Source organism: Streptomyces sp. TAA040, from assembly GCF_000424845.1.
Genome location: NZ_AUKR01000001.1, coordinates 285,477 through 310,688 on the forward strand (window position 1 = coordinate 285,477; position 25,212 = coordinate 310,688).

A 25,212-nucleotide genomic window follows, 5' to 3' on the forward strand; every position below is an offset into this window, starting at 1 on the left:
CCGTCGCCCGCACCCGCGCCCCGCCGCACCTCGCTGCGCACGTCCGGCGGGCTGCGGCAGCATGTCCCCATGTCCGTACTCACGCGCGACGAAGCGCAGACCCGAGCACACCTCCTCGACGTCCACAGCTACACGATCGACCTCGACCTCACCCGCGGCGAGGACTGCTACGGATGCACCACCCTGATCCGGTTCACCGCACGCCACCCCGGCGACACCTTCCTCGAGATCCGCCCCGCCACCCTCCACCGCGCCCTTCTCGACGGACGGCCGCTCGACGACTTCACCGACGGCCGCCTCCCGCTCACCGCCCTCACCGAAGGCACCCACGAACTCCTCGTCGAAGCCGACATGGCCTACTCGCACACCGGCGAGGGCATGCACCGCTTCACCGACCCCGCCGACGGACGCGACTACCTGTACACCCAGTGCTGCCAGTCCGACGCCCCGCTCGTCTTCGCCTGCTTCGACCAGCCCGACCTCAAGGCCGCGTTCACCGTCTCCGTCACCGCACCCCGGGACTGGACCGTCCTCGGCAACGGCGCCGCCCACCCCGTTGACGGCCGCCCCGGACGCTGGGAATGCGCCCCCACACCACCGATGAGCACCTACCTGATGGCCGTCGTCGCCGGCCCCTACCACTCGGTGCGCACTGAACACGCCGGCCTGCCCTTCGCCCTCCACGCACGGCGGTCGCTCGCCGAGCACCTCGACCGCCACGCCGCCGAGATCCTCGACACCACCCGGCGCTGCTTCGACCGGTACCACGAACTCTTCGCCGAGCCCTACCCGTACGACTCCTACGACCAGGCCTTCGTCCCCGAGTTCAACGCCGGCGCCATGGAGAACCCCGGCCTCGTCACCTTTCGCGACGAGTACGTGTTCCGCTCCGCCGTCACCGACACCCAGCGGCAGAGCCGCGGCATGGTCATCGCCCACGAGATGGCCCACATGTGGTTCGGGGACCTCGTCACCCTGCGCTGGTGGGACGACATCTGGCTCAACGAGTCCTTCGCCGAGTACATGGGCTACCAGGTGCTGGCCGAAGCCACCCACTGGACCGACACCTGGACCGACTTCGCCGTCAACCGCAAGAGCTGGGGGTACGACGCGGACCAGCGCCCCTCCACCCACCCCGTCGCCCCCGCCCCCGACGCCGTCCCCGACACCGCCGCGGCCCGCCTCAACTTCGACGGCATCTCCTACGCCAAGGGCGCCTCGGCCCTGCGCCAGCTCGTCCACTGGCTCGGCACCGAGGACTTCCTCGCCGGCATCAACACCCACTTCGCCCGCCACCGCTTCGGCAACGCCACCCTCGACGACTTCCTCGACTCGCTCGCCGGCGCCACCGACCGTGACGTCCACGCCTGGGCCCGGCACTGGCTGCGCACCACCGGTATCGACACCCTCGCCGCCGAGATCGAGCACCCGGTGCCACCCGCCCGCCCCGCCACCGGCGACCCCGGCTGGCAACTCCACCTCGATCACCGCGGCAGTCGACCCCACCGCCTCACCCTCGGCGCCTACGACCGCACCCCCGCCGACCCGCAACGCCTCGCCCTCCGCAACCGGACCGACCTCGATGTCCCCCCGGACACCGGCCGTACCACCCACGCCTTCCCCGGGCCCCGCCCCGACCTGCTCCTCCTCAACGACGACGACCTCGGCTACGCCAAGATCCGGCTCGACCCCGCGTCACTCGCCACCGCCCAGCAGGCGCTCGGCGGCCTCCCCGACGCCCTCAGTCGCGCTGTGGTCTGGAACGCCGCCCGGGACATGGTGCGCGACGCCGAACTCCCGCCCACCACCTACCTCGACACCCTCCGCACCCACCTCCCGCACGAGACCGACAGCGCCATCGTCCAAGGAGTGCTCGGCTTCGCCCGCAACGACCTCGCCGACCGCTACCTGCCCGAGGATCGGCGCACAGCGGCACTTGGCACCCTGCACACCGTCTGCCGGACACTCCTCGACACCACCGACGACCCCGGCCTGCGGCTCACCGCCGCCCGCGGCGCCATCGCCGCCGCCACCGATCCGGCGCCGCTCACGGCCTGGCGCGAGACCGGCACCGTACCCGGCGGCCCTGCCCTCGACCCGGAACTGCGCTGGCAACTTCTGCACCGCCTCGTCGTCCTCGGCGCCGCCGGCGCCGACGATATCCGGGCCGAAGCCGCCGCCGACACCAGCGCCACCGGCCGCGAGGGCGCCGCCCGCTGCCACGCAGCGCTCCCCGACGCACGGGCCAAGGCCGCGGCCTGGGAGGCCATGTTCGGTGCCGGCGACACCCTCTCCAACCACCTGTTCACCGCGACCGCCCAGGGCTTCTGGCACCCCGAGCACCTCGGCCTGGTCACCCCCTACGCCGAGCGGTACTTCACCGCAGCAGGCGACCTCGCCCGCCGCCGCGGCGACTCCCTCGCCCGGTTCGCCGTCCACTACGGGTTCCCCCGCCCCCTCGTCACCAGGGAACTACTGCACCGCGGCGAGGAACACCTCCCCGGCCTGCGCGCGCTGCCCGCTCTCCACCGGCCACTCGTCGACCAACTCGACGACCTCCGCCGGGCCCTGGCCGTACGCGGCGCCTGACCTGCGGACCGGCCCGCCCGTGCCCGCGGCGCCGGCGGGCCGGTCCGCATCCCCCGCCCCTGGCCGGTGGCCGCCGGCCAGGGGCGGAGAGCTGTATCCCACGGCCGAGCCCGCGCCGCAAACCGGCGCGCCGCCACACCCTTCACCCCTTCGGGCGAACAACCCGCCACCGTGACAGCGCGAGCGCCCCGGCCGCTTACCTTCGGGGCGTCCCGCACCCACGCCCGAAGGACCCGCCGCCATGAACGCTCCCGACCCGGGAACCGGACCCTCCCCGCACCTCGCACCCCTCGACCTCGCCTGCATCGGCATCGGCCCGTACAACCTGTCCCTCGCCGCGCTCGCCCAGCCACTCTCCGGACTGCGCACCGCCGCGTTCGACCAGCGCCCCGCCCCCGCACCCCGAGCCGCGCCCGCCGCCGAGGACGGCACCCGTCACGTCCCCTTCCTCGACGACCTCGTCACCCTCGCCGACCCCACGAGCCGCTACAGCTACCTCAACTACCTCCGCGTCCATGAACGGCTCGTCCCCTTCCGCCTCGCCGAACAACTGCACACCTCCCGCAGCGAGTACGAGGACTACTGCCGCTGGGTCAGCACCGAACTCACCGCGGCCTCCGCACCCGACAGCCTCGAGCCGGCCACCGGACTCCACTACGGCCACCAGATCGACGCCGTCCGCTGGAACCAGGACCGTGCCCTGTTCGAACTCGACTACACCCGCCTCGACCAGGACGGCGAAGCCGACGCCCTCGGCCGCGCCTGCGCCCGCCACCTCACCCTCGGCACCGGCGCCGCCCCGCACGTCCCGGAGGCGCTCCGCCCCCTCGTCGAGACACCGGCCGTACCCGTCGTCCACGCCGCCGACTTCGCCGAGCACCGCGAACACCTGCTCACCGTCCGCCACATCACCGTTGTCGGCTCCGGACAGTCCGGCGCCGAGGTTTTCCTCGACCTGCTCCGGCACCGCCCCGCGGGGGCCGAGAACCTGCACTGGCTCACCCGCAGCCCTGCCTTCACCCCCGCGGAACGCGGCACCCTTGGTCGCGAGCACCTCACGCCCGAATACCAGCGCTACTTCCGCGAACTCTCCGAGCAGACCCGCGAGCGGCTGCTGCCCCGGCACCGGCAGCTGCACAAGGGCGTCGACCACGACACCCTCACCGCCATCCACCGCGAACTCCACCGGCGCACGCTCGGCGGCGGCCGGCCCCGTGCCGTGCTGACCCCCGCCGTCCTCGTCCGCGCCGCCGGCCTGCTGGGCACCACGCGCATCGAACTCCACCTCGAACACACCGAACAGGAGGAGCGCACCCGCCTCACCACGGACGCGGTCGTCCTGGCCACCGGTTACCGCCAGCGCCCCCTCGACCGCCTCCTCGCCGCACTCGACCCCTGGCTGCGGCGCGACGCCGCCCACAGCCCACGCGTCGACGACCGCCACCGCGTCGCCCTCGACCCCGCCGTCACCGGCAGCATCCACCTGCACGACGCTCCGCAACACACCCGCGCTGCCGGCCCCGGTCACGGAGTGGCCGCCCACCGCAGCGCGGAGATCCTCAACGCCCTCACCGGCCGTAACCCCTACCCCCTGCCCGAACGCACCGCCTTCACCACCTTCGGACTGCGGCAACCCGCCCCGGACCGCCCGGCGGCCTCCGTGGACCTGCGCCCCCTCACGGCCAGCTGACCCCGGACACCGGCGGATGCGGGGGCCCGAGGGAGCGGGTGAGCCGACGGACCTCCGCCGGAGCCCCGTCGTGCGGCGCCGCCGTCTGCGAAGCTGCCTCCATGACCCCGGCACCGGACTCCCCGCCGTCCTCCGCCCCGCACCCGCCCGCGCGATCGGAGACGGCCGCCGCACCGCGCGTGGCCGTGCGCGGCGAGGCGCGGTTGGAGGCCGACCCTGAGATCGCCCGGATCGGCGTCACGGTCACCGCCCGGGGCAGCGACCGGCGTGCCGCTCTCGACGACCTCACCCGCCGCAACAGCCGGGTGCTCGCCCTGCTCGCCGAGTACGGCGCCGCGGTCGAGAAGACCGGGAGCGGTGCGTTCACCCTCGCGCCGGAACTCGGGAAGCACGGCCGCGGCGAACGGGTGCGCACCTACCACGGTCGCGTCCACGTCGACGCGGTGCTCAACGACTTCACCGCGCTGGGCGAGGTCTGCGCCCGCCTCGCGGACTCCGAACTGACCCGCGTCGACGGTCCCTGGTGGGACCTGCGTCCCGACTCGCCCGTGCACCGGTGTGCGCGTCAGCGGGCCGTTCAGGAAGCAGTCACCCGTGCTCGTGAATACGCCGCGGCGCTCGGCGCGGAGCTGATCGCACTGATCGATCTCGCCGATCCCGGGGCCGAGGGCCCAGCACATTCGCCGGCCCCCCTGCCGCGCGGGGCGGTGATGCGCGGCTTCGGCGGCGGAACAGCCCCCGAGACACCGCCCGCACTCGCCCTCGAACCTTGCCGCCAGACCGTCTACGCGCAGGTCAACGCCCGTTTTACCATCACGCCACCACAGCTGTGAGCCGCCGTCCGCCCGGCGGCTGAAGCGGTCGGACAGCGGCGGGGCACCGCTCCCCACCACGATGCGTGGCGGTGCCACCTTCCGCTCATGCGAGCAACTTCCCGCCCATATTCAAGTCTTGCCGGCATTCCTTCACGCGGACGACCGCGCACGGTCGCATTCGGACAGTTCTCTACCGACTGGTAGGTCGTAGGCTCGAACCATGCGTCGCGCCAAAATCGTCTGCACCCTGGGACCGGCCACCGACTCGTACGAGCAGATCAAAGCGCTCGTCGAAGCCGGTATGGACGTCGCCCGCCTGAACCTCAGCCACGGCAGCCACGCCGAGCACGAGGAACGGTACCGCCGGGTCCGGGAGGCCTCCGAGGAAACCGGCCGCAATGTCGGCATCCTCGCCGACCTTCAAGGTCCGAAGATCAGACTCGGCCGCTTCCGCGACGGACCGGTACTCCTTGAGAGCGGTGACGAGTTCACCATCACCGTCGAGGAGACAGAGGGCGACCAGGACTGCTGCGGCACCACCCACGCCGGCCTCGCCAGGGACGTCAGCCCCGGCGAGCGCGTCCTCGTCGACGACGGCCGCGTCACCCTCGAAGTGGTCGCCGTCGACGGCCCCCGCGTCCGCACCCGGGTGGTGGAGGGCGGCATGGTCTCCGACCACAAGGGCCTCAACCTCCCCGGCGTCGCCGTCTCGGTCCCCGCCATGTCGAGGAAGGACACCGACGACCTCCGCTGGGCGCTGCGCATCGGCGCGGACGTCATCGCCCTGTCCTTCGTCCGCAGCGGCAACGACATCCGCGACGTGCACCGGGTGATGGCGGAGGAAGGCGTCCACCGCCCGGTGATCGCCAAGGTGGAGAAGCCGCAGGCGGTCGAGAACCTGCGCGACATCGTGGACGCCTTCGACGGACTGATGGTGGCCCGAGGGGACCTCGGGGTGGAGATGCCCCTGGAGACCGTGCCGCTGGTACAGAAGCGCGCCGTCACACTCGCCAAGCGGAACGCCAAGCCCGTCATCGTCGCGACCCAGATGCTCGACTCGATGATCGAGAACTCCCGGCCCACCCGCGCGGAGGCCTCCGACGTCGCCAACGCGGTGATGGACGGCACCGACGCGGTGATGCTGTCCGGCGAGACCAGCGTGGGCAAGTACCCGACCGAGACCGTCCGCACGATGGGCCGGATCGTCGCCGCGGCCGAGGAGGACCTGCTCGCCGACGGCCTGCCCCCGCTCACCCCCAGCACCAAGCCCCGCACCCAGGGCGGAGCCGTTGCCAGGGCCGCAGCGGAGATGGGCGACTTCCTCGGCGCGAAGTACCTCGTCGCCTTCACCCAGAGCGGGGACACGGCCCGTCGGCTGTCCCGCTACCGCTCTCCTGTGCCGGTCCTCGCGTTCACGCCCGACCCGGCCACCGCGGCCCAGCTCAACCTCACCTGGGGCGTCGAGACCTTCCTCGGCCCGATGGTGCAGACCACCGACGAGATGGTGGACCAGGTGGACGAGCACCTGCTCAAGATCGGCCGCTGCGAGCGCGGGGACATGGTCGTCATCATCGCCGGCTCGCCCCCCGGCATGCCCGGTACCTCCAACCTCGTACGGGTGCACCACGTCGGCGAGGACGACGCACCGCAGCCGCACCACTCGCACGAGGCCGGGCACCCGCTCCCCGTCTCCGACTGACGCCGCCCCGGCGCCCGGGCCTGCCGCCCGGGGCCACCCGGGCGCCCGCGCGTCAGCGCTTCGGCCCGACGTACCGGTCCAGCAGGGCCACCGACCCGTGCCGCGCCACGGAGACGTTGCAGGGCTGCTGGCCCCGCCTGGTGACGCGCCACTCGACAGGCACGAGATCGAGGGCGCTCGAGTAGACGCCGAGGATGTCCTCGGACTTGTTCGTGGAAAGGTACCTGGGATACTCATGCCGCTTGCGTACTCCGCCGACGACGCGGGTGGCCCAGTTCGTCACGCGGCAGCCGTCCGAGTGGATGAGCCCTCGGATCAGTTCCCAGGGGTGGCGTTCCACGACACGCTTCTGCCAGTTCGCCGGAGAAATGGGGCGTTCGTGCTTATTCCGCGGCCCGTGCTGGGGGAACAAGCAGAGGAGATGGTGGGCGTAGATTCTTACGTTGTGGCACCCCTGCTTGCGCACTCGGCGCACGGAGTTGCTGGGGAGTACCGATTGCACGGCGCTTTCGCACTCGTCCATGAGGCCCGGCCAGGCGTCCGAACACGCGATCATGAGGTTCGGTACTCGATGGCCGCGGTGATGTCCGATGCGACCGTCACCCAGGTAGAGACCGAGCAGGTAGGCGTAGGCCGATTCGTTCAGCGGCCAGACGCCGGAATGGTCGCAATGCTCCCCCTGGCGTCCCTCCCAGAGGTCTGGCGGCCCCTTGGTCGTCCTCTGCGATACGCGAGTGGACTTCCTGGGCTGAGAGGGGAGGATGTGAGAAGCTGATCCAGCGGGATTCGTGGTTGCGGCCGCATGGCGTTCACCAGGAGTGTGCATCGACCCATGGTGCTTCGAGCGTCTTCGCTGTGGTGACTACTGGGTACCTGCTTCACTCGAACTCGTGAAGCAGGGGTATTTCGAGTACCGGGTGCGGGATTCGAACCCGCATGCCCTCTCGGGCAAATGGTTTTGAGCCATCAGCGTATGCCAGTTCCGCCAACCCGGCCGGTCTGCTGTTCCGAAGTGTACCCGGTGACCGGGCCGGTGTGGCACTCGATAGGCTCGTGCTGCCCCACCTGCCCGAAAGCGAGGAGTCCAGTGAGCACCGCTGACGTCCCCGAGTCCGACCCGCCGGCCGACACCGCCGGAGGCGGCGACGCCCACGTTCCACCGGTGACGACACGTGTGGTGATCGCCGAGGACGAGGCACTGATCCGGCTCGACCTCAAGGAGATGCTGGAGGAGGAGGGCTACACGGTGGTCGGGGAGGCCGGTGACGGCCAGGCTGCGATCGACCTCGCCCGTGAGCACCGCCCCGACCTGGTCATCCTCGACGTCAAGATGCCCGTGCTGGACGGCATCTCGGCCGCGGAGCGAATCGCCGCCGAGAGCATCGCCCCGGTGTTGATGCTGACGGCCTTCTCTCAGCGCGAGCTCGTCGAGCGGGCCAGGGATGCCGGGGCGATGGCCTATCTGGTGAAGCCGTTCAGCAAGAGCGACGTGGTGCCCGCCATCGAGATGGCGGTCTCCCGCTTCACCGAGATGAAGGCGCTGGAGAAGGAGGTCTCCGACCTCGCCCAGCGGCTGGACACCCGGAAGCTGGTCGACCGGGCGAAGTCCGTGCTCCAGACCCAGTACGGCCTCACCGAGCCGGCGGCGTTCCGCTGGATCCAGAAGACTTCGATGGATCGTCGGCTCAGCATGCAGCAGGTCGCCGAGGCGGTCATCCAGGACGCGGCGGAGAAGACGCAGAAGTAAGTCCCCTCCGGGTGGTCGCCGGGCTCCGGTCCCCTCGGTTGCCGTTCCCGACCGCCCTCCCCGGGGAGGCGTCCGCCCGGGTCCGGCGGCGCGCCCCGCGCCCTCGGGGTGCGCTGCACGAGGTGCCGCCGGGCGCTGCGGAGCCGCTCCCCGGCGGCTCTTCTGTGCCTTTACCGGGATGTTCCGGGCGAGAGGTGTTTTGGGGCGCCGAGTAAAGGATCTTCCCTTTCGTTCGATGAGCGGTAAGGACCGTCCTGTTTCCGGCGCATGGCGCAGGTCACAGGGCGATCACATCTGAGTCGGTTCTCTGTCTGTGCTGTGATTTGGGCAATAGATTCCGGCCCAGCCGTACGTACGTGCGGCCTGCGACGCCGGGGCAGGGCGGCAGTCCGTCACGTTCCGGGCCGGATTCAGGGGGTTCCACAGTGCTCAACAAGACCATCGTGAAGCTGGCCGCCCCGCTGGCGGTGGGTGCTCTGGCGCTCACCGGTTGCGGTGGTGACAGCGGCGGCGGGGGCGACGCGTACAAGATTGCCTTCCAGGGCCCGCTCTCCGGTGAGAACGTCCAGCTGGGCGAGAACATGGAGAACGGGATCAAGCTGGCCATCGACGAGGCGAACGCCTCCGGTGAGTTCGACTTCGAGATCGAGTACTTCCCCGCCGACGACCAGGGTCAGCCGGACAAGGCGACCTCCGCGGCGCAGAAGGCCATCGACGCCGAGGTGGTGGCCGTCATCGGTCCGGCCTTCTCCGGACCGGCCGACACGGCGGCCGAGTACTACGCCGACGCCGGCATCCCGGCGGTGTCCTCCTCCGCCACCCGGCCCGACCTGACGACGAAGGGCTACGACTCCTTCCTGCGGGCGGTTCCCAACGACTCGGCGCAGGGTGCCGGTATGGCGAAGTACTTCAAGGACAACACCGACGTCGAGTCGGTCGTCGTGGTCGACGACAAGACCGACTACGGGGTGGGCCTGGCCGACGTCGCCGAGAAGGCGCTCACCGAGGCGGGCATCGAGGCGATCCGGCAGAGCACTCCGCAGAAGACCCCGGACTACAGCGCCGCGGCCAAGAAGGTGGCGGACACCGACGCCGACGGCATGATCTACGCGGGTTACTACGAGGACGCGGGCCCGTTCGCCAAGAAGCTGGACGAGGCCGGCTTCGACGGTGTGGCCATGTCAGGTGACGGCACCAACGACGCCCAGTTCATCAAGCTGGCCGGCGAGGCGGCGAACAACTGGAAGCTGACCTGCCCCTGCACCGACCCGACGCAGGAGGAGGCGACGAAGAAGTTCGCCGCGGACTACGAGAAGGAGTACAACCGCAAGCCCGGTACGTACTCCGCGGAGTCCTACGACGTCGCCAAGATGATCATCGACCAGATCGCCGGACTGAAGGACGACGTCAGCACCGAGACGCTGCTGGAGGCGCTGAAGGGGGTCGAGTACCAGGGTCTGACCAAGGAGTTCTCGTTCGACGACAAGGGCGAGTTCACCAACCAGACCATCTACATGTACGAGGTCGAGGACGGCGCGATCGCGTACGTGGGCAACATCGACGAACTGGCGGGCCAGTGACCGGTTGAGTCCGGCCCCTCCTGATCCGGTCGGCGCGGCTCCGCCGCGCCGACCGGCGTGTCCCCGGGCGGACGAGGTGTCCGCGCCCGCCCCGTTCCTCCGCCGTCGCCGTCCCGCGCCGAACGCGCGGTGCGACGGCTTGCTCCCACAAGGAAGTCAGTTCGATGTCCCTCAACGAATTCTGGGACTATCTGGTCCTAGGGGTGGTGCTCGGCTGTCTCTACGCCGTCATCGCCATCGGGTACACGCTGGTGTACGGCGTGCTCCAGTTGTTGAACTTCGCGCACAGCGAGGTTTTCATGTTCGGCGGCTTCGGCGGGGTCATCATGCTCACCGCGTGGGCTCCGGTCGCCGAGCCCTCCGGGCTGCAGTCGGCCCTGTACGTGGTGGTGGGCATGCTGGCGGGTGCCGCTTTCGGCGGTGCGGTCGCCTACGGCCTGGAGAAGGTGGCCTATCGCCCACTGAGACGGCACAAGGCGCCGCGGCTGGTCTTCCTGATCACCGCGATCGGCGCCTCGTTCTTCCTCTACAACCTGGCGGGGAAGCTGTTCGGGCGCAACTCGATCTCGATGCCGAAGATGTACGACAACGACCGGGTCCTCACGCTCTTCGGTGCGACGCTCAACGTCACCCAACTGCTCATCGTGTTCTCCGCGGTGCTGATGATGGTCGGCCTCGACTACATCGTGAACCGCACGAAGCTGGGGTCGGGCATCCGGGCGGTGGCCCAGGATCCGGAGGTGGCCTCGCTGATGGGTGTGGACATCGACAAGGTGGTGTCGCGGACGTTCGTGATCGGCGGCCTGCTGGGCGGTGCGGCCGGATTCCTCTTCGGCGTGAACAACAAGGTGCTGTACACCATGGGCTTCCTGCCGGGCATCACCGCGTTCGCGGCAGCGGTGCTGGGCGGGATCGGCAACGTCAGGGGGGCGATGCTCGGCGGCATGGTGCTGGGGATCGTCGAGACCATGACGGTGTTCGTCTGGGGTGACGAGTGGCGCTACGTCGCGGGCTTCGCGGTGCTGGTGCTGGTGCTGATGTTCCGGCCGACCGGACTTCTCGGCGAGCGTGTGGGGAGGACGGCATGAGTACGGACACGGTGGCGAGCGCCCGGGCGGCCCGCAGGTTGCGGGCGGCACGCTGGTACCAGGAGCCGCGGTGGCGCCGACTGGGTGCCATGGTGGCCCTGGGGCTGATGATGGCACTGGTGACCGGAGCGCAGGGCACCCATCGGGACCTGTTCTTCGCGCTGAAGGAGAACTTCACCGGACCGGCGCTCCCGATCTGGGTGCTGGCCGCGGTGGCGGTGTGGGCGCTGCGGGAGTTCTTCCGGCCGCAGTTGGCCAGGGCGTGGCGGGCCTCCAGGGAGACCGTGGGCGGGCCGGCCGGTGCCGTCCGCGCGCTGTGGGGGGCGGACCGCCGGGTGCGCTGGGGTGGGCTGCTGGCCGCGCTGGTGCTGGCGGCGTTCCTGCCGCTGGCGTTCGAGCGGTACTGGCAGACGGTGATGGTGGACCAGATCGCCATCTTCCTGCTGCTGGCCGTCGGGTTGAACGTGGTCATCGGCTGGGCGGGCATGCTGGACCTCGGGTTCATCGCCTTCTTCGCGATCGGTGCCTACAGTGCGGCCTTCTGGACGGGTGCGCTGCCGGTGGCCCCGCCGATCGTGCTGAACAACTTCGCGGTGATCCCGCTGGCGGTACTCACCTGCCTGGTGGCCGGGGTGCTGCTGGGTGCTCCGACGCTGCGGTTGCGCGGGGACTACCTGGCGATCGTCACGCTCGGGTTCCACGAGATCGTGTACCTGGCGGCGAAGAACATGGACGGCTACACGGGCGGCACGAGTGGGGTGAAGGTCGAGCGGTTCAGCCTCGACCTCGGTTTCTGGAGCTACGAGTGGAAGCTCGATCCGATGCCGTACTACTGGCTGCTGCTGCTCTTCCTGACGGTCGTGGTCTTCCTGTTCCTGCGGCTGGAGCACTCGAAGGTGGGCCGGGCCTGGACGGCGATCCGTGAGGACGAGGTGGCTGCCGCGGCCACCGGGGTCAACACCGTCAGGTACAAGCTGATGGCCTTCGCGATCGGCGCGTCGACCTCGGGTGTGGCCGGGGTGGCCTACGCGAGCAAGACGGGGTACATCAACTCGGAGAACTTCGTCCTGCTGCTGTCGATCCTGGTGCTCGCCTACGTGATCTTCGGCGGCATGGGGTCGATTCCCGGGGTGCTCTTCGGGGCGGCGTTCCTGGTGTGGCTGCCGGAGGCCCTGCGGGACTGGGTCGACCCGAGGGATCGCTACATGTATCTCGGCGGGTTGCTGGTGCTGATGATGATCTACCGGCCGCAGGGCGTGATCCCGTCCCGGCGGCGGCAGCGCGAGCTCAGGATGGCCGAGCACGGAACGGCCGGGGCCGACGCGACCGGTCCGGCAGGAGGCAAGGTGTCATGACGACCCAGGTGAGCAAGGACGACCGGGCTGCGGGCCGGTCGGCGTCCGAGGACGATCCGGTGCTGCACACCGAGGGGGTCACGCTGCGGTTCGGTGGTGTGACCAGCCTGAACGACGTGGAGTTGCGGATGCTGCGGGGGGAGATCCTCGCGGTGATCGGTCCGAACGGAGCCGGCAAGACCTCGCTGTTCAACTCGCTGACCGGGGCGTATCTGCCGCAGGAGGGCCGGATCACCTACCGGCCGAGCGACGGCCGCACCCACGAGTTGCGGGGCCGCAAACCGCATCTGGTGAGCCGTCTGGGGCTGGCGCGGACGTTCCAGAACATCCGGTTGTTCGGAGCGCTGACGGCGCTGGAGAACGTCAAGATCGGTGCCGAGACCCGGCTGCGGGCCGGACCGGTGTCGATCATGCTGGGGTTGCCGAACGCCCGGCGGGCGGAGCGCGCCGGTGACCGCAAGGCGCACGAGGTGCTGTCGTTCGTGGGCCTGGTGGACCGGATCAACGAACTGGCGGGGTCGTTGAGCTACGGCGACCAGCGGCGGTTGGAGATCGCCCGGGCGCTGGCGACGGATCCGCAGGTGCTGCTGCTCGACGAGCCGGCGGCGGGCACCAATCCGACCGAGAAGCTGGAGCTGGAGGAGCTGATCCGGCGGATCAACCGGGATCTGGGCATCAGTGTGCTGCTGATCGAGCACGACATGCGCCTGGTGATGTCGGTGGCGGACCGGGTGATGGTGCTCAACTTCGGGAAGAAGATCGCGGAGGGGTCCCCGGCGCAGGTGCAGCGGGACCCGGCGGTGGTGGAGGCCTATCTGGGCGTGGCGTCCGAGGAGGAGTCGGCCGCCTCCGAAGCGGACGGTGCGGACCGTCCGGAGCAGCCGCCGGCGACCGGTGGCGCCGCAGGGGAGGAGACCCGATGAGTGGGGCGACAGAGCTGACGAGGGAGCCGGGGGGCGCCGCGCCGACGGGTACGCCGGTGCTGGAGCTGAGCGAGCTGCGGGTGTTCTACGGCGCGATCGAGGCGCTCAAGGGCATCGACCTGACGGTGCACGCCGGTGAGGTGGTCGCGCTGCTGGGGGCCAACGGCGCCGGCAAGTCGACGACGTTGCGCACCGCGTCGGGGATGATCGCGCCGCGCAGCGGCCGGGTGCTGCTGCACGGTGAGCGGATCGACGGCATCCGGTCGCATGATCTGGTGCACTTCGGTATCGGCCACGTGCCGGAGGGCCGCAGGGTGTTCGCCCGGATGACGGTGCGGGAGAACCTGGAGATGGGGGCCTACCGGTTCAAGGCGCCCGATCCGGTGGACATGGACCGGGTGTTCACGCTGTTCCCCCGGCTCGGCGAGCGGCGGAGCCAGTTGGGCGGCACACTCTCCGGCGGTGAGCAGCAGATGCTGGCCATCGGCCGGGCGCTGATGGGGAAGCCCGAGCTGCTGCTGCTGGACGAGCCGTCGATGGGATTGGCGCCGCTGATCGTGCAGCAGATCTTCGAGATCCTGCGGGAGATCAACGAGCAGGGCACGACGGTGCTGCTGGTGGAGCAGAACGCCTCGCAGGCGCTGCAGTTGGCGGACCGGGGGTACGTGCTGGAGACCGGCGCGGTGGCGATGACGGACGACGCGTCGGCGCTGCTGGCCGACCCGCGGGTGCGGGCGGCGTACCTGGGGGAGGGCGCCGCGTAGCGGGTGCCGGCGGGCCCGGGTCCTGCGGGCCCGCCGGTCTCCGTGCCGCGCGGTTCCGGCGGGTGGGGCGGAGCGTCCGGCCGGAGCGGTGCGCCGGCTCAGGCGGGTGCGGGTCGGGAGCCGGCGGCGGCCGGGTCGGCGTCGCGGAGGAGGCAGGTCAGCCGGGCGGAGCAGACGCGGCGGTCCTGCTCGTCGGTGACGGCGATCTCGTAGGTGGCGGTGGTGCGTCCGCGGTGGACGGGGGTGGCGGTGCCGGTGACGACTCCGGTGCGCAGGCCGCGGTGGTGGGTGCAGTTGAGGTCCACGCCGACGGCGATCCGGTGCGGGCCGCCGTGCAGCATGGCCGCCACCGAGCCGAGGGTCTCGGCGAGTACGGCCGAGGCGCCGCCGTGCAGCAGCCCGTAGGGCTGGGTGTTGCCCTCGACGGGGAGGGTGCCGACGACCCGGTCGGGTGCGGCGCTGGTGATCTCCAGTCCCATCCGCTGCCCGAGGTCGCCGGCGGAGAAGAAGGAGAGGAGGTCCAGGCCGGTGCCGGACCATTCGTCGATGATCTCCTGGGGGATCTTCGGGCCGGTGTACTCGCCCATGGTGTGCTGCTCCGATCGGCTCGACGCGGGGTCGTTCTCGTGGGGCTCTGTCCTATCATCCCGCTGAGCGGTCGCTCAGGCGCGGGTGAGCCGGACCACGAGTGACTTGCCGGCGGGGGTGTTGCTGGTGTCGGCGGTGGCGTCCAGCGGTACCAGGACGTTGGTCTCGGGGTAGTAGGCCGCGGCGCAGCCGCGGGCGGTGGGGTAGTGGACGACCCGGAAGCCGGGGGCGGTGCGCTCGGTGCCGTCGGCGGTCTCGCTGGTGAGGTCGGCGAGGATCATCTCCAGTGCCTTCTCGACGTCGGGCCGGCTCAGGCCGGTGGCCCGCAGGGCCTCGTCCCAGGGGGGTGCGGCGGGCGGTGGCGGCGAAGTCCTCGTAACCGTGGGTGTACGCGCGGACGAAGTCCTCGTCCACCGCGCCGGGGGTATCCAGGACGAGCCGGCCCAGCAGGCGGAACAGGGACTGGTCCCCGCCGATGCGGATCTGGAGGAAGAGGTCGGTGAGCGGGGTGCCGCCGCCGGCGAGCCCGCGGAGGGTCTGCGGGTTCCGGAAGCGCTCGGTGCCGGCCTCCGGCAGCGGGCTGACGGTGAGGATGCGGGCGCCGCCCTGCTTGGCCTTCTCAAGGGCGGCGAGCATCCGGGGGTGGTTGGTGCCGGGATTCTGACCGGCGACGATGATCAGATCGGCTCGATGGAGGTCGTCCAGGAGCACGCTGCCCTTGCCGACGCCGATGGTCTCGGTCAGGGCGGAGCCGGAGGACTCGTGGCACATGTTGCTGCAGTCCGGCAGGTTGTTGGTGCCGAACTCGCGGGCGAAGAGCTGGTAGAGGAAGGCCGCCTCGTCGGGTGAGTCCAGGGCGTGCAGTTCCTCGGCGATGATGTCGAAGGCGCGGTCCCAGCCGATCGGCTCGTAGTGGGTGGCCCCCTCGGGAAGGTGCATGGGGTGGGTGAGGCGGCCCTGCCGGCCGAGCCAGTAGCCGGAGCGCTCGGCGAGGTCGGCGACGGAGCACTCGGCGAAGAAGGCCGGGTCCACACGGTCGCGGGCGGCCTCCTCGGCGACGGCCTTGGCCCCGTTCTCGCAGAACTCGGCGGTGTGCCGGTGCTCGGGGTCGGGTCAGGCGCACCCGGGGCAGTCGAAGCCGTCCTTCTGGTTGACCCGCAGCAGGGTGCGGGCGGTGCGGGCAGCCCCCATCTGCCGCCGGGCGGTGCGCAGGGAATGGGCGACGGCCGGCAGCCCGGCCGCCGCGCGTTGCGGCGGCCGGGTGCGGGGGTCGTCCTGGGGCGGGTCGCCGCTCGGCGGGGTGCGCGTCATGCCTCCGATACACCACCGACGGCGTGCCGGGACCCGGGGTGTCCCGGCCGACCGCGTCCGGGGTGCGCTGCGGCACGGTTGTCGGCGGCACGTGGGAGGATCGGCACGTGGCAAAGACAGCATCGCAAGAGACAGCACCGAACCGCCCGCGACTCCTGCTGATGGACGGGCACTCCCTGGCCTACCGGGCGTTCTTCGCCCTGCCCGTGGAGAACTTCTCCACCACCACGGGGCAGCCGACGAACGCGGTCTACGGCTTCACCTCGATGCTGGCCAACACGCTGCGCGACGAGGCGCCCACGCATTTCGCGGTGGCGTTCGACGTCTCGCGCAAGACCTGGCGGTCGGAGGAGTTCGCGGAGTACAAGGCGAACCGCAGCAAGAGCCCGGACGAGTTCAAGGGCCAGGTGGAGCTGATCGGCGAGCTGCTGGACGCCATGCGGGTCAAGCGCTTCGCGGTGGACGGCTTCGAGGCGGACGACGTCATCGCCACCCTCGCCACCGGTGCCGAGGCGGCCGGTTTCGACGTGTCGATCGTGACCGGCGACCGGGACTCCTTCCAGTTGGTCTCGGAGCGGGTGACGGTCCTCTACCCGACGAAGGGTGTCTCGGAGCTGACGCGTTTCACCCCGGAGAAGGTGCAGGAGAAGTACGGTCTGTCGCCGAGCCAGTACCCGGACTTCGCCGCGCTGCGCGGTGATCCCTCGGACAACCTGCCGGGCATCCCCGGCGTGGGCGAGAAGACGGCCACGAAGTGGATCAACCAGTTCGGCTCGCTGGCCGATCTCCTCGACCGGGCCGGCGAGGTCAAGGGCAAGGTGGGCCAGAACCTCCGCGAGCACCTGGAGTCGGTGCGGCTGAACCGCCGGCTGACGGAGATGGTCCGGGACGTCGAGCTGGAGTGCGGGCCGCAGGAGCTGGGCCGGAGCCCGTACGACCGGGAGGCGGTGCGCGTGGTGCTGGACGCGCTGGAGTTCCGGCACGCGAACTTCCGGGAGCGGCTGTTCGCCGCGGACCCGGGGGCGGCGGAGGAGACGGTGGAGCCCGAGACCGGTGTCGAGGTGGACGGCACGTCCGCGGGCGCCGGCGAGCTGGCTCCCTGGCTGGCCGAGCACGGCGGTGAGCCGCTCGGCCTGGTCGGGGTCGACGACTGGCGGCTCGGTGCCGGGCAGGTGCGCGAGGTCGCGCTGGCGGCCGCCTCGGGCCCGGCGGTGCGGTTCGATCCGGTGGAGCTTGATGCCGCCGACGAGCAGGCCTTCGCCGCCTGGTGCGCTAATCCGCAGGCTCCCAAGGCGGTGCACAACGCCCGCGCGGTGCTGCGGGTGTTCGCCGAGCACGGCTGGACGCTCGCGGGCGTCACGATGGACACCGCCCTGGCCGCCTACCTGGTGCAGCCGGGTCGGCGGAGCTTCGCGCTGGACGCGCTGAGCGTGGAGTTCCTCGGCCGTGAGCTGCCCACCCCGGCGACGGCCAGTGGCCAGTTGACCCTCGGCGGGGACGAGGCCGCGCAGGCGGACGCCCTGATGGGGCAGGCGCGTACGGTGCTCGATCTGTCGGAGGCCTGCGCCGGCCGGCTGGCCGAGGTCGGGTCGACGGAGTTGCTGCACGACATGGAGCTACCCACCTCGGCGCTGCTTGCCCGGATGGAGCGGGCGGGTATCGCCGCCGACCGGGAGTGGCTGACGGGCCTGGAGCAGCAGTTCGCCGACGCGGTGCAGCAGGTGGTGCGGGAGGCACACGCCTCGGTGGGGCACGAGTTCAACCTCGGGTCGCCCAAGCAGCTCCAGGAGGTCCTCTTCGGGGAGTTGGGGCTGCCCCGGACGAAGAAGACGAAGACGGGCTACACCACCGACGCCGACGCCCTGGCCTGGCTGGCGGGGCAGACCGAGCACGACCTCCCGGTGCTGATGCTGCGGTACCGCGAGCAGGCGAAGCTGCGGACGACCGTCGAGGGCCTGATCAAGACGATCGGTGCGGACGGCCGCATCCACACCACCTTCAGCCAGACGGTCGCGGCCACGGGCAGGCTCTCGTCCACGGAACCCAACCTGCAGAACGTCCCGGTGCGCACCGACGAGGGTCGGGCGATCCGCCGCGGGTTCGTGGTCGGCGCGGGGTACGAGTCGCTGCTCACGGCCGACTACAGCCAGATCGAGCTGCGGGTGATGGCCCACCTCTCCGAGGACGCCGGCCTGATCGAGGCGTTCACCTCCGGTGAGGACCTGCACACCACGGTCGCCTCACAGGTCTTCTCGGTCGGCAAGGACGAGGTCGACCCGGAGATGCGGCGCAAGATCAAGGCCATGTCCTACGGCCTCGCGTACGGGTTGTCCGCCTTCGGGCTGTCGCAGCAGCTCAGTATCGCCCCGGACGAGGCCCGCAAGCTGATGGACACCTTCTTCGAGCGGTTCGGCGGTGTGCGGGAGTACCTCCAGCGCGCGGTGGAGGAGGCCCGCGCGGTCGGCTGGACCCAGACGATGCTCGGCCGCCGCCGCTACCTCCCGGACCTCACCAGCGACAACCGGCAGCGACGCGAGATGGCGGAGCGGATGGCGCTCAACGCCCCGATCCAGGGCACGGCCGCCGACATCGTGAAGATCGCCATGCTCCGGGTCGACGAGGCGCTCACCGCGCAGCGGCTCGCCTCGCGCCTGCTGCTCCAGGTGCACGACGAGATCGTGCTGGAGATCGCACCGGGGGAGCGGGACGCGGTGGAGGAACTGGTGCGTCGGGAGATGGCCGGTGCGGTCCAACTGCGGGCCCCGCTCGACGTGTCGGTCGGTTCCGGTGCTGACTGGGAGTCCGCGGCGCACTGAACCGGCCAGCGGGCCCGGGTCGTCGGGAGCGTTCCCGACGACCCGGGCCCGGCACGTGACCTGAAGCCAGTCCTTGTCGTAAAGTCACCTCGGTTGCATCTGCCGGGGGAACGGACGGTACAGGTGGGCGTGGCGATGAGGGGACGGCCGATGACGGCTGGCACGGGCAGCGTGCGTCGGGGTATGACCAGCGCGGCGGTGGCCGCCGCGGCGATGGTGGCACTCACCGCCTCGCAGGCTCCGGGGATGGACCTGAACCGGCCCGGTGCGGACGGGCACGATCCGACGGCCGGTGCCGACCATCCGGCGGACGGCAACTCCCCCTACCACACCGACCTTCCGTCGCTGGACGGCGCGGACGGATCCGAGGCAACCGGCGGCACCGACGAGGACGCGGCGGACCGTGCCGAGTCGGGCATACCCGCGACGGTGCTGGCCGCGTACAAGCGTGCCGAACGCACCCTGAAGCAGGAGCAGCCGGGCTGCAACCTGCCCTGGCACCTGCTGGCGGCGATCGGGAAGGTCGAGTCCGGCCAGGCCCGCGGCGGCGCCCTCGACAGTGACGGCAACACTCTCGCCTTCATCCGCGGACCGGTGCTGGACGGCAACGGCTTCGCCCTCATCGAGGACACCGACGGTGGCCGGTTCGACGGCGACGCGAACTTCGACCGCGCGGTCGGGCCGATGCAGTTCATACCCGGCACCTGGGCGGCGTGGGCGGCGGACGGCAACGGCGACGGCGTCGACGACCCGAACAACATCCACGACGCGGCGCTCGGCGCGGCCCGCTACCTCTGCGCGAACGAGCGCGACCTGTCGACGCCGGCCGGCCTGGAAGCCGCAGTGCTGAGCTACAACCAGTCCCGCGAGTACCTCGACACCGTGCTGACCTGGCTGGAGTTCTACCGCAAGGGCATCCACGAGGTGCCGGACGGCACTGGTTCGCTCCCGGACTCGCCCGGTGCGGGCAACCCGGCGAACCCGGCCCGGCCGTCGACCGGTGCCCCCTCGACCGGGGGGCAGTCCGCGAGTCCGGGGTCTCCCGGCGGCGACCGGACCGTAGGCGGCAAGGGCAGCAGCAGCGGCGGCAAGGAGCACGGCGGCTCGGACGGCGACGGGGTCTCGGAGGAGCCGACCGGATCGGCCTCCCCCTCGGCCAGCGTCACCCGGACCCCGTCGCTGCCCGCGGACCCCGGGGACAGCTCCACGCCGGGCGACCCGGACGACGAGCCCGGCGGTTCGGAGGAGCCGACCGGCTCCTCCTCGGGGACGCCCACCGAGGGCCCCGGCCCGAGCGACGATCCCACCGAGAGCTCCGGCCCGAGCGGCGAGCCGACGGAGGACCCGGACCCGAGCGGCGAGCCGACGGAGTGCCCGACGGACACCGCCTCTCCGTCGCCCTCCGGTTCGGAGAGCGGTTCGGCCTCGCCCGACCCTGAGCCCGGCAGCAGCGCCGACGGAGGTGCCGAGGACGGCGGCGGCCCGGAAGCGGAGTCCGAGAAGGACGAGCAGGGCAGCCCGGAGCCCTCGGAGTCGGGCGGCACGGACGAGCCGTGTGGTGAGCCCTCCGACGGCGCCGGCGACGAGGACGGCGCCGACAGCACCCCGTCCGGCGGCCCCGGGGAGACGGACGCCCCGTCCTCCTCCCCGTCACCGATCAGGGCGCTGGCCACCGCCCTCGGCCGCTGGTTCGGCTGACAGTCGCAAGCGGCGGCGGCCGGTCGCGGCGGAGCCCGCAGGGCGAGGCGGTCGGCCGCCTCGCCGGGGCCCACCGGCGCCGGGTCACTCCAGGACCGTCCCGCACCGCAGTGTCCGGTCCAGGCCCGCCGTCCGGACGGGACCGGTCGGCCGCACTTCCTCGGTGTGCCGCACGTCCCTGCTGGAGGCGGCCAGTCGCAGTTCCAGCACACCGGGTTCGACGCTCCGCTCGCCGGGCCGTTCGGTGAAGGAGGGCAGGTCGGTGTGGAACCGGAAGCAGACCCGCCGCGACTGGCCGGGGGCGAGCGGGACCCGGGCGTGCCCCACGAGCCGCACGTGGGGCCGGGTCGTCGTCGCGACCGGGTCGTGCAGGTAGAGCTGCACGGTCTCGGTGCCCGCGACCTCCCCGGTGTTCCGGACCGTCACCCACAGGTCGGTCGCGCCGTCGGTCGGCACCTCGCGGTCCGCGATCCCGCCGTCCGTCCAGGCGAACGAGGTGTAGGGCAGGCCGTGACTGAAGGGGTGCAGCGGCGTGGGGTCGAGGCTGCTCGCCTCGCCCGCCAGCCCCGGCGACGGCGGAGGCAGGTCCACGGCTGCCCGCCGGGCCCGTGCGGGACGCTGACCGGCAGCCTCCCGGCGGGGTTCACCCGGCCGGAGAGGACGCCGGCGACCGCGGGTCCGGACTGCGCGCCGGCCGTGCCGCCCGCCACCGTGGCCGGGCGGTCGGCGAGCGCGGCCGGCAGGGCGGACCAGCCGGGATCGCGCAGTCCCAGTTCGCACTTCTGCCGGAGCACCCGGCGTGCCGCGCGATCGACCTCCTCCTCGACCCGTCCGGCCCGCACGGCGGCGACGAGCGCGTCGCCGTAGCAGTGCCCGGTGGGCAGTTCGGTGTCCACCCGGCCGTCAGCGACAGGCGTGCCGCGTCGCCCGGACCGTCCGCCACCCGGTGCAGCGTCTCCAGGAAGCCGATGCCGAAGGAGTCGGCGACGACGGTGCCGGTGAAAGCCCCAGGCGTCCCGCAGCAGTCCGGTGAGCAGCAGTGCGTCGGCGGCGGCGGGCACCCCGTCCACCTCCGCGTAGGAGTGCATCACCGAGCAGGCGCCGCCCTCGCGCAGGGCGGTCTCGACGGGCGGCAGCACGACGCCGGCCATCTCGCGCAGCCCGGCACGCACCGGCGCGAGGTTGCGGCCACCGGTGGACCCGGCGTACCCCGCGAAGTGCTTGGGGGCGGCGACAATCCCGGCCTCGTCCAGCCCGCGGACGTAGCCGGCTCCGATACTGCCCACCAGGCACGGGTCCTCGCCGATGGTCTCCTCCACCCGGCCCCAGCGCGGGTCGCGCACCACGTCGAGCACCGGTGCCAGGCCCTGATGCACTCCCACCGAGGCCAGGTCGTGCCCGATCCGGCGGACCATCGCCGCCATCGGGCCCGCATCGAACGTGGCGCCCCAGACCAGTGGCATCGGGTAGGCGGTGGCGCCGTACGCCGCGAAACCGGCCAGGCACGCCTCGTGCGCCACCGCAGGGATGCCGAACCGTCCGGCCGAGACGATGCGCTGCCGGGCCCGGGCGAGGCCGAGGGCTCCCGGCGCCGGGTCCACCGGCGCAGTACCGAAGGCGTGGGTCAGTTGGCCGAGGCCGCGCGGGAGCAGCGCCTCGAAGTCCGCCGCTTCGGTCATCTCGTGCTGGTGCGGGGCGCTCCCTCGCCCCGGTGTCCGCGCCGACCCAGATCCCGTAGAGCTGGGCTGTCTTCTCCTCCTCCAGGGGCATCCGGCCGAGCACTGGAAGTTCTCGCCGAAGGCGCCTTCGGCGATGAGGGTCTTGACGGTCTCCGCGGCCTTCAGCACGGCCGGGGGAGGCCCCCGACCCGCAGCCGGAGACCGCGACGGCTGCCAGGGCGGAGACGCCTGTTGTCAGCACCTCGCGCCTGCGGTAGGTCCTGTCGCTGAACGAACCCGCGGTCATGGCAGCGCCTCCGTCGAAATATTTCGGTCTTGGGTCCGAAGTATCGAGCAGCGTAAGGGCCCCATGGGCGGCGTCACGATGTTGTGCGCGGTTGCCTTCGGTCCGGCGGAGGCGGCGCCCGTCCTCCTGTCGACGGTCGGTCGGGGCTACCATCGCCGTCATGACTTCCGCAGCAGCGCAGCCCCGCGACGCCCAGCCGCCGCACCGCGACCGCCGCTCGGCCGGCACCGCCACGCTTGCCGAGATCGCTCGGGCGGCCGGGGTGTCGGCCCCGACAGTTTCGAAGGTGCTCAACGGGCGGGCCGATGTCGCCGCGGCAACGCGGACCCGGGTGGAGGAGCTGCTCGTGCGCCACGGCTACCGCCGCAGGCGGGCCGAGGCCAGTCAGTCGCCGCTGCTCGACCTGGTCTTCCACGAACTGGAGAGCGCGTGGGCGATGGAGGTCATCCGGGGGGTGGAGAACGTCGCCCGGCAGGAGGGGCTCGGTGTGGTGCTCTCCGAGAGCGACGGGCGGCTGACCCCCGGGCAGACCTGGGTGGAGCGGATGCTGGCCCGCCGGCCCTACGGAGTCGTGCTGGTGCTGTCGGGGCTCGACGAGGCCCAGCGGGCCCAGCTCACCAGCCGCAACATCCCTTTCGTGGTGATAGATCCGGCCGGGGACCCCGGCGATCTGGTCCCCTCAGTGGGTGCCACCAACTGGCAGGGCGGGCTCGCTGCCACCCGCCACCTCGTCGAACTCGGGCACCGGCGGATCGCAGTCATCGGCGGCCCGCGGCGGGTGCTGTGCAGCAGGGCCAGGATCGACGGCTACCGTGCCGCACTGGAGGGCGCCGGAGTGCCCGTCGACCCGCACCTGGTCCGGGAGGGCGACTTCCACCACGAGGCCGGATTCCGCGTCGGCCGGGAGCTGCTGCGGCTGCCCGACCCGCCGACGGCCGTCTTCACCGGCAACGACCTCCAGGCCCTGGGCCTCTACGAGGCCGCCCGCGAACTGGGTCTGCGCATTCCCGAGGACCTCAGCGTCGTCGGCTTCGACGACCTGCCGCTCACCCGCTGGGTGGCCCCACCGCTCACCACGGTGCGCCAGCCGCTGACCGAGATGGCCGAGGCGGCCGCGCGGATGGTGCTCGATCTCGGGCGGGGCGAGCGACCCCCGATGACCCGGATCGAGCTCGCGACCACCCTCGTGGTGCGCAACAGCACGGCGTCGGCCCCCGTGCGTGCCCGTGAGGGCAGTCTGTCCGGCGGATCATGGTCGGACGGGCTCTGACGGGCACGCGGCTGGGCTTCGAAACATTCGCGGAGTACTGCGGCTCAGTACGGGCCCCCCGGGGCCGGGCCGGGGCGTCGGCGCTCCGGAGCGCCTCGGCTCTCGCCGGGGGAGCGGTCGCGGCGGCAGACGAATATCGCCGTACCCGGGATCAGCGCTCCACGCAGCGGCGACCAGCCGCCCCACTCCTGGCCGTTCCAGGCCGGCCACTCCGGCTCCACCAGGTCGACCAGCCTGAACCCGGCCGCGACCACGTCCCGGACCCGGTCGCCCAGGGTCCGGTGGTGCTCCACGTAGACCGCGTGCCCCTCCTCGTCCTGCTCCACGTAGGGCGTGCGGTCGAAGTACGAGGCGGTGACGGTGAGCCCCTCCGGACCGGGGTCGTCGGGCAGTGCCCAGCGGATCGGATGGCTCACCGAGAAGACCCACGAGCCGCCCGGGTGCAGCACCCGGTGCACCTCGCGGAAGACCCGCTCGGGGTCGGCGACGAACGGGACGGCGCCGAAGGCCGAGCAGGCGAGGTCGAACGAGCTGTCGGCGAAGGGCAGCGCGCCGGCGTCGGCCTGAAGCACGTCGAAGCCGTCCGTGCCGATCCGCCGCGCGTGGCGGAGCTGCCGGTGCGAGAGGTCCAGCGCCACCGGCCGGGCGCCCCGGGCGGCCAGCCAACGGGAGCACTGCGCGGCGCCCGCGCCGATCTCCAGCACCCGCGACCCGGCCAGCCCGGCCGGGTCGCCGAGCAGTCGGGCCTCCTCCTCGTCCAGGCCCTCCGGGCCCCAGACGAAGCGGTCGTCGCCCAGGAAGCCGCCGTGCTCCGCCTGGTAGTCGTCCGCGTTCCGGTCCCACCAGCCGCGGCTGGCGCGACTGCTCTCGGGCTCGTCGGCGCTCCGCCGGACCGGTAGAGCCCCGTCCGGGTCGGTGCCGTCCGGGTCCGGAAGCGGCTGAGGGAAGGAGGTGTGCCCGGTCATGTGGCCCGTTCCGATCGTCTGGTGTCCGTGCTGCCGAGGCTCCGGCCGCAGGAGTGCCGCGCCGGCCCACGGAGTGCCGGGGCCGAGGCGGTGTACCCCTCCCCGGCCCGGTGGCGTAAGCTCCAGGAAACCTTGTGGTTTCGGGTGCGCGGCGGGCAAATCCGCCGTCACCTGCCGGGCGGGGACACGCGGTCCCAGTTGTGCGCATGGGCGCATTGACCCTGCCTGTCTGCGCCCGTATGCTACAAGTTGCGCTGCGGGCTTGCGCGCCTCGGACCGAGCAGGCTGCGCTCGCATCTGTTGTATGTCCCCTCGGTTGTCGAGGCGGTTTCGCTCTAGCACGGCTAGA

General features: G+C 71.8%; 16 protein-coding genes, 1 tRNA gene and 2 pseudogenes. 13 read left to right on the forward strand and 6 right to left on the reverse strand.

Annotated features, from left to right (window positions below):
- The first annotated feature begins 69 nt into the window (after positions 1-69).
- From pepN to pyk, 4 genes are all read left to right on the forward strand, one after another.
- Positions 70-2,589, forward strand: coding sequence for an aminopeptidase N (pepN, locus tag H300_RS0101295; RefSeq protein WP_028425956.1), 2,520 nt, complete (start codon positions 70-72; stop codon positions 2,587-2,589).
- A gap of 241 nt (positions 2,590-2,830) precedes the next feature.
- Positions 2,831-4,279, forward strand: coding sequence for a SidA/IucD/PvdA family monooxygenase (locus tag H300_RS0101300; protein ID WP_028425957.1), 1,449 nt, complete (start codon positions 2,831-2,833; stop codon positions 4,277-4,279).
- 101 nt (positions 4,280-4,380) lie between these two features.
- On the forward strand, positions 4,381-5,112 hold the full coding sequence (locus tag H300_RS0101305) for an SIMPL domain-containing protein (protein ID WP_028425958.1): 732 nt from the start codon (positions 4,381-4,383) through the stop codon (positions 5,110-5,112).
- A gap of 202 nt (positions 5,113-5,314) precedes the next feature.
- Positions 5,315-6,793, forward strand: coding sequence for a pyruvate kinase (pyk, locus tag H300_RS24420; protein ID WP_051269275.1), 1,479 nt, complete (start codon positions 5,315-5,317; stop codon positions 6,791-6,793).
- 52 nt (positions 6,794-6,845) lie between these two features.
- On the opposite strand, the gene H300_RS24425 is transcribed toward pyk, so the two are convergent.
- Positions 6,846-7,133, reverse strand: coding sequence for a hypothetical protein (locus H300_RS24425; protein WP_078515624.1), 288 nt, complete (start codon positions 7,131-7,133; stop codon positions 6,846-6,848).
- 571 nt (positions 7,134-7,704) lie between these two features.
- Positions 7,705-7,788 (reverse strand) — tRNA-Leu (locus tag H300_RS0101320).
- A gap of 92 nt (positions 7,789-7,880) precedes the next feature.
- Here H300_RS0101320 and H300_RS0101330 point away from each other — a divergent pair.
- The 6 genes from H300_RS0101330 to H300_RS0101355 all read left to right on the forward strand — a co-directional run bounded on the left by H300_RS0101330 (position 7,881) and on the right by H300_RS0101355 (position 14,250).
- Positions 7,881-8,540, forward strand: coding sequence for a response regulator (locus tag H300_RS0101330; protein WP_028425960.1), 660 nt, complete (start codon positions 7,881-7,883; stop codon positions 8,538-8,540).
- 425 nt (positions 8,541-8,965) lie between these two features.
- Positions 8,966-10,120 (forward strand): branched-chain amino acid ABC transporter substrate-binding protein, encoded by a 1,155-nt coding sequence (locus H300_RS0101335; protein WP_028425961.1) that lies wholly within the window; start codon positions 8,966-8,968, stop codon positions 10,118-10,120.
- Between the two features lie 164 nt (positions 10,121-10,284).
- A complete protein-coding gene (locus H300_RS0101340) occupies positions 10,285-11,208 on the forward strand; it encodes a branched-chain amino acid ABC transporter permease (protein WP_028425962.1) in 924 nt (307 codons plus the stop codon).
- Complete coding sequence (locus tag H300_RS0101345; protein WP_028425963.1) at positions 11,205-12,563, forward strand: branched-chain amino acid ABC transporter permease; 1,359 nt, start codon at positions 11,205-11,207, stop codon at positions 12,561-12,563. Before H300_RS0101340 ends, H300_RS0101345 begins: the two co-directional genes overlap by 4 nt.
- Positions 12,560-13,486, forward strand: a complete 927-nt coding sequence (locus tag H300_RS24430) for an ABC transporter ATP-binding protein (RefSeq protein WP_037978798.1) — start codon at positions 12,560-12,562, stop codon at positions 13,484-13,486. Before H300_RS0101345 ends, H300_RS24430 begins: the two co-directional genes overlap by 4 nt.
- Positions 13,483-14,250: an ABC transporter ATP-binding protein gene (locus H300_RS0101355; protein WP_028425964.1), complete on the forward strand. Its 768-nt coding sequence runs from the start codon at positions 13,483-13,485 to the stop codon at positions 14,248-14,250. The genes H300_RS24430 and H300_RS0101355 overlap by 4 nt, the downstream gene beginning before the upstream one ends.
- A 98-nt stretch (positions 14,251-14,348) precedes the next feature.
- Here H300_RS0101355 and H300_RS0101360 read toward each other — a convergent pair whose 3' ends face one another.
- Both H300_RS0101360 and H300_RS24435 read right to left on the reverse strand, forming a co-directional pair.
- Complete coding sequence (locus H300_RS0101360; RefSeq protein ID WP_028425965.1) at positions 14,349-14,837, reverse strand: PaaI family thioesterase; 489 nt, start codon at positions 14,835-14,837, stop codon at positions 14,349-14,351.
- 270 nt (positions 14,838-15,107) lie between these two features.
- Positions 15,108-16,149: pseudogene (locus tag H300_RS24435) on the reverse strand (molybdopterin-dependent oxidoreductase); the annotation flags it as partial.
- 107 nt (positions 16,150-16,256) lie between these two features.
- Here H300_RS24435 and polA point away from each other — a divergent pair.
- Together polA and H300_RS24440 are read left to right on the forward strand one after the other, a co-directional pair.
- Positions 16,257-18,965 carry a DNA polymerase I gene (polA, locus tag H300_RS0101375; protein ID WP_028425968.1) on the forward strand — a complete coding sequence of 903 codons (2,709 nt, stop codon included), beginning with the start codon at positions 16,257-16,259 and terminating at the stop codon, positions 18,963-18,965.
- 183 nt (positions 18,966-19,148) lie between these two features.
- Positions 19,149-20,663 carry a lytic transglycosylase domain-containing protein gene (locus H300_RS24440; protein ID WP_486583439.1) on the forward strand — a complete coding sequence of 505 codons (1,515 nt, stop codon included), beginning with the start codon at positions 19,149-19,151 and terminating at the stop codon, positions 20,661-20,663.
- Positions 20,664-20,747: 84 nt separating this feature from the next.
- Here the strand turns inward: H300_RS24440 and H300_RS24445 are convergent.
- Positions 20,748-22,445 (reverse strand): annotated as a pseudogene (locus H300_RS24445) (beta-glucosidase).
- 343 nt (positions 22,446-22,788) lie between these two features.
- On the opposite strand from H300_RS24445, the gene H300_RS24450 reads away from it, so the two are divergent.
- Complete coding sequence (locus H300_RS24450; protein WP_051269277.1) at positions 22,789-23,898, forward strand: LacI family DNA-binding transcriptional regulator; 1,110 nt, start codon at positions 22,789-22,791, stop codon at positions 23,896-23,898.
- Positions 23,899-23,942: 44 nt separating this feature from the next.
- Here H300_RS24450 and H300_RS24455 read toward each other — a convergent pair whose 3' ends face one another.
- Positions 23,943-24,863, reverse strand: a complete 921-nt coding sequence (locus H300_RS24455; RefSeq protein WP_051269278.1) for a methyltransferase domain-containing protein — start codon at positions 24,861-24,863, stop codon at positions 23,943-23,945.
- Between the last annotated feature and the right edge of the window lie 349 nt (positions 24,864-25,212).

What these genes read in the sequence shown, in the direction of transcription:
- H300_RS0101345 (WP_028425963.1), top strand. Translation starts at nt 11,205, where the DNA reads ATGAGTACGGACACGGTGGCGAGCGCCCGGGCGGCCCGCAGGTTGCGG.
- H300_RS0101340 (WP_028425962.1), top strand. Translation starts at nt 10,285, where the DNA reads ATGTCCCTCAACGAATTCTGGGACTATCTGGTCCTAGGGGTGGTGCTC.
- H300_RS24450 (WP_051269277.1), top strand. Translation starts at nt 22,789, where the DNA reads ATGACTTCCGCAGCAGCGCAGCCCCGCGACGCCCAGCCGCCGCACCGC.
- pyk (WP_051269275.1), top strand. Translation starts at nt 5,315, where the DNA reads ATGCGTCGCGCCAAAATCGTCTGCACCCTGGGACCGGCCACCGACTCG.
- pepN (WP_028425956.1), top strand. Translation starts at nt 70, where the DNA reads ATGTCCGTACTCACGCGCGACGAAGCGCAGACCCGAGCACACCTCCTC.
- H300_RS0101305 (WP_028425958.1), top strand. Translation starts at nt 4,381, where the DNA reads ATGACCCCGGCACCGGACTCCCCGCCGTCCTCCGCCCCGCACCCGCCC.
- H300_RS0101360 (WP_028425965.1), bottom strand. Translation starts at nt 14,837, where the DNA reads ATGGGCGAGTACACCGGCCCGAAGATCCCCCAGGAGATCATCGACGAA.
- H300_RS24430 (WP_037978798.1), top strand. Translation starts at nt 12,560, where the DNA reads ATGACGACCCAGGTGAGCAAGGACGACCGGGCTGCGGGCCGGTCGGCG.
- H300_RS0101300 (WP_028425957.1), top strand. Translation starts at nt 2,831, where the DNA reads ATGAACGCTCCCGACCCGGGAACCGGACCCTCCCCGCACCTCGCACCC.
- H300_RS24440 (WP_486583439.1), top strand. Translation starts at nt 19,149, where the DNA reads ATGACCAGCGCGGCGGTGGCCGCCGCGGCGATGGTGGCACTCACCGCC.
- H300_RS24455 (WP_051269278.1), bottom strand. Translation starts at nt 24,863, where the DNA reads ATGACCGGGCACACCTCCTTCCCTCAGCCGCTTCCGGACCCGGACGGC.
- H300_RS0101355 (WP_028425964.1), top strand. Translation starts at nt 13,483, where the DNA reads ATGAGTGGGGCGACAGAGCTGACGAGGGAGCCGGGGGGCGCCGCGCCG.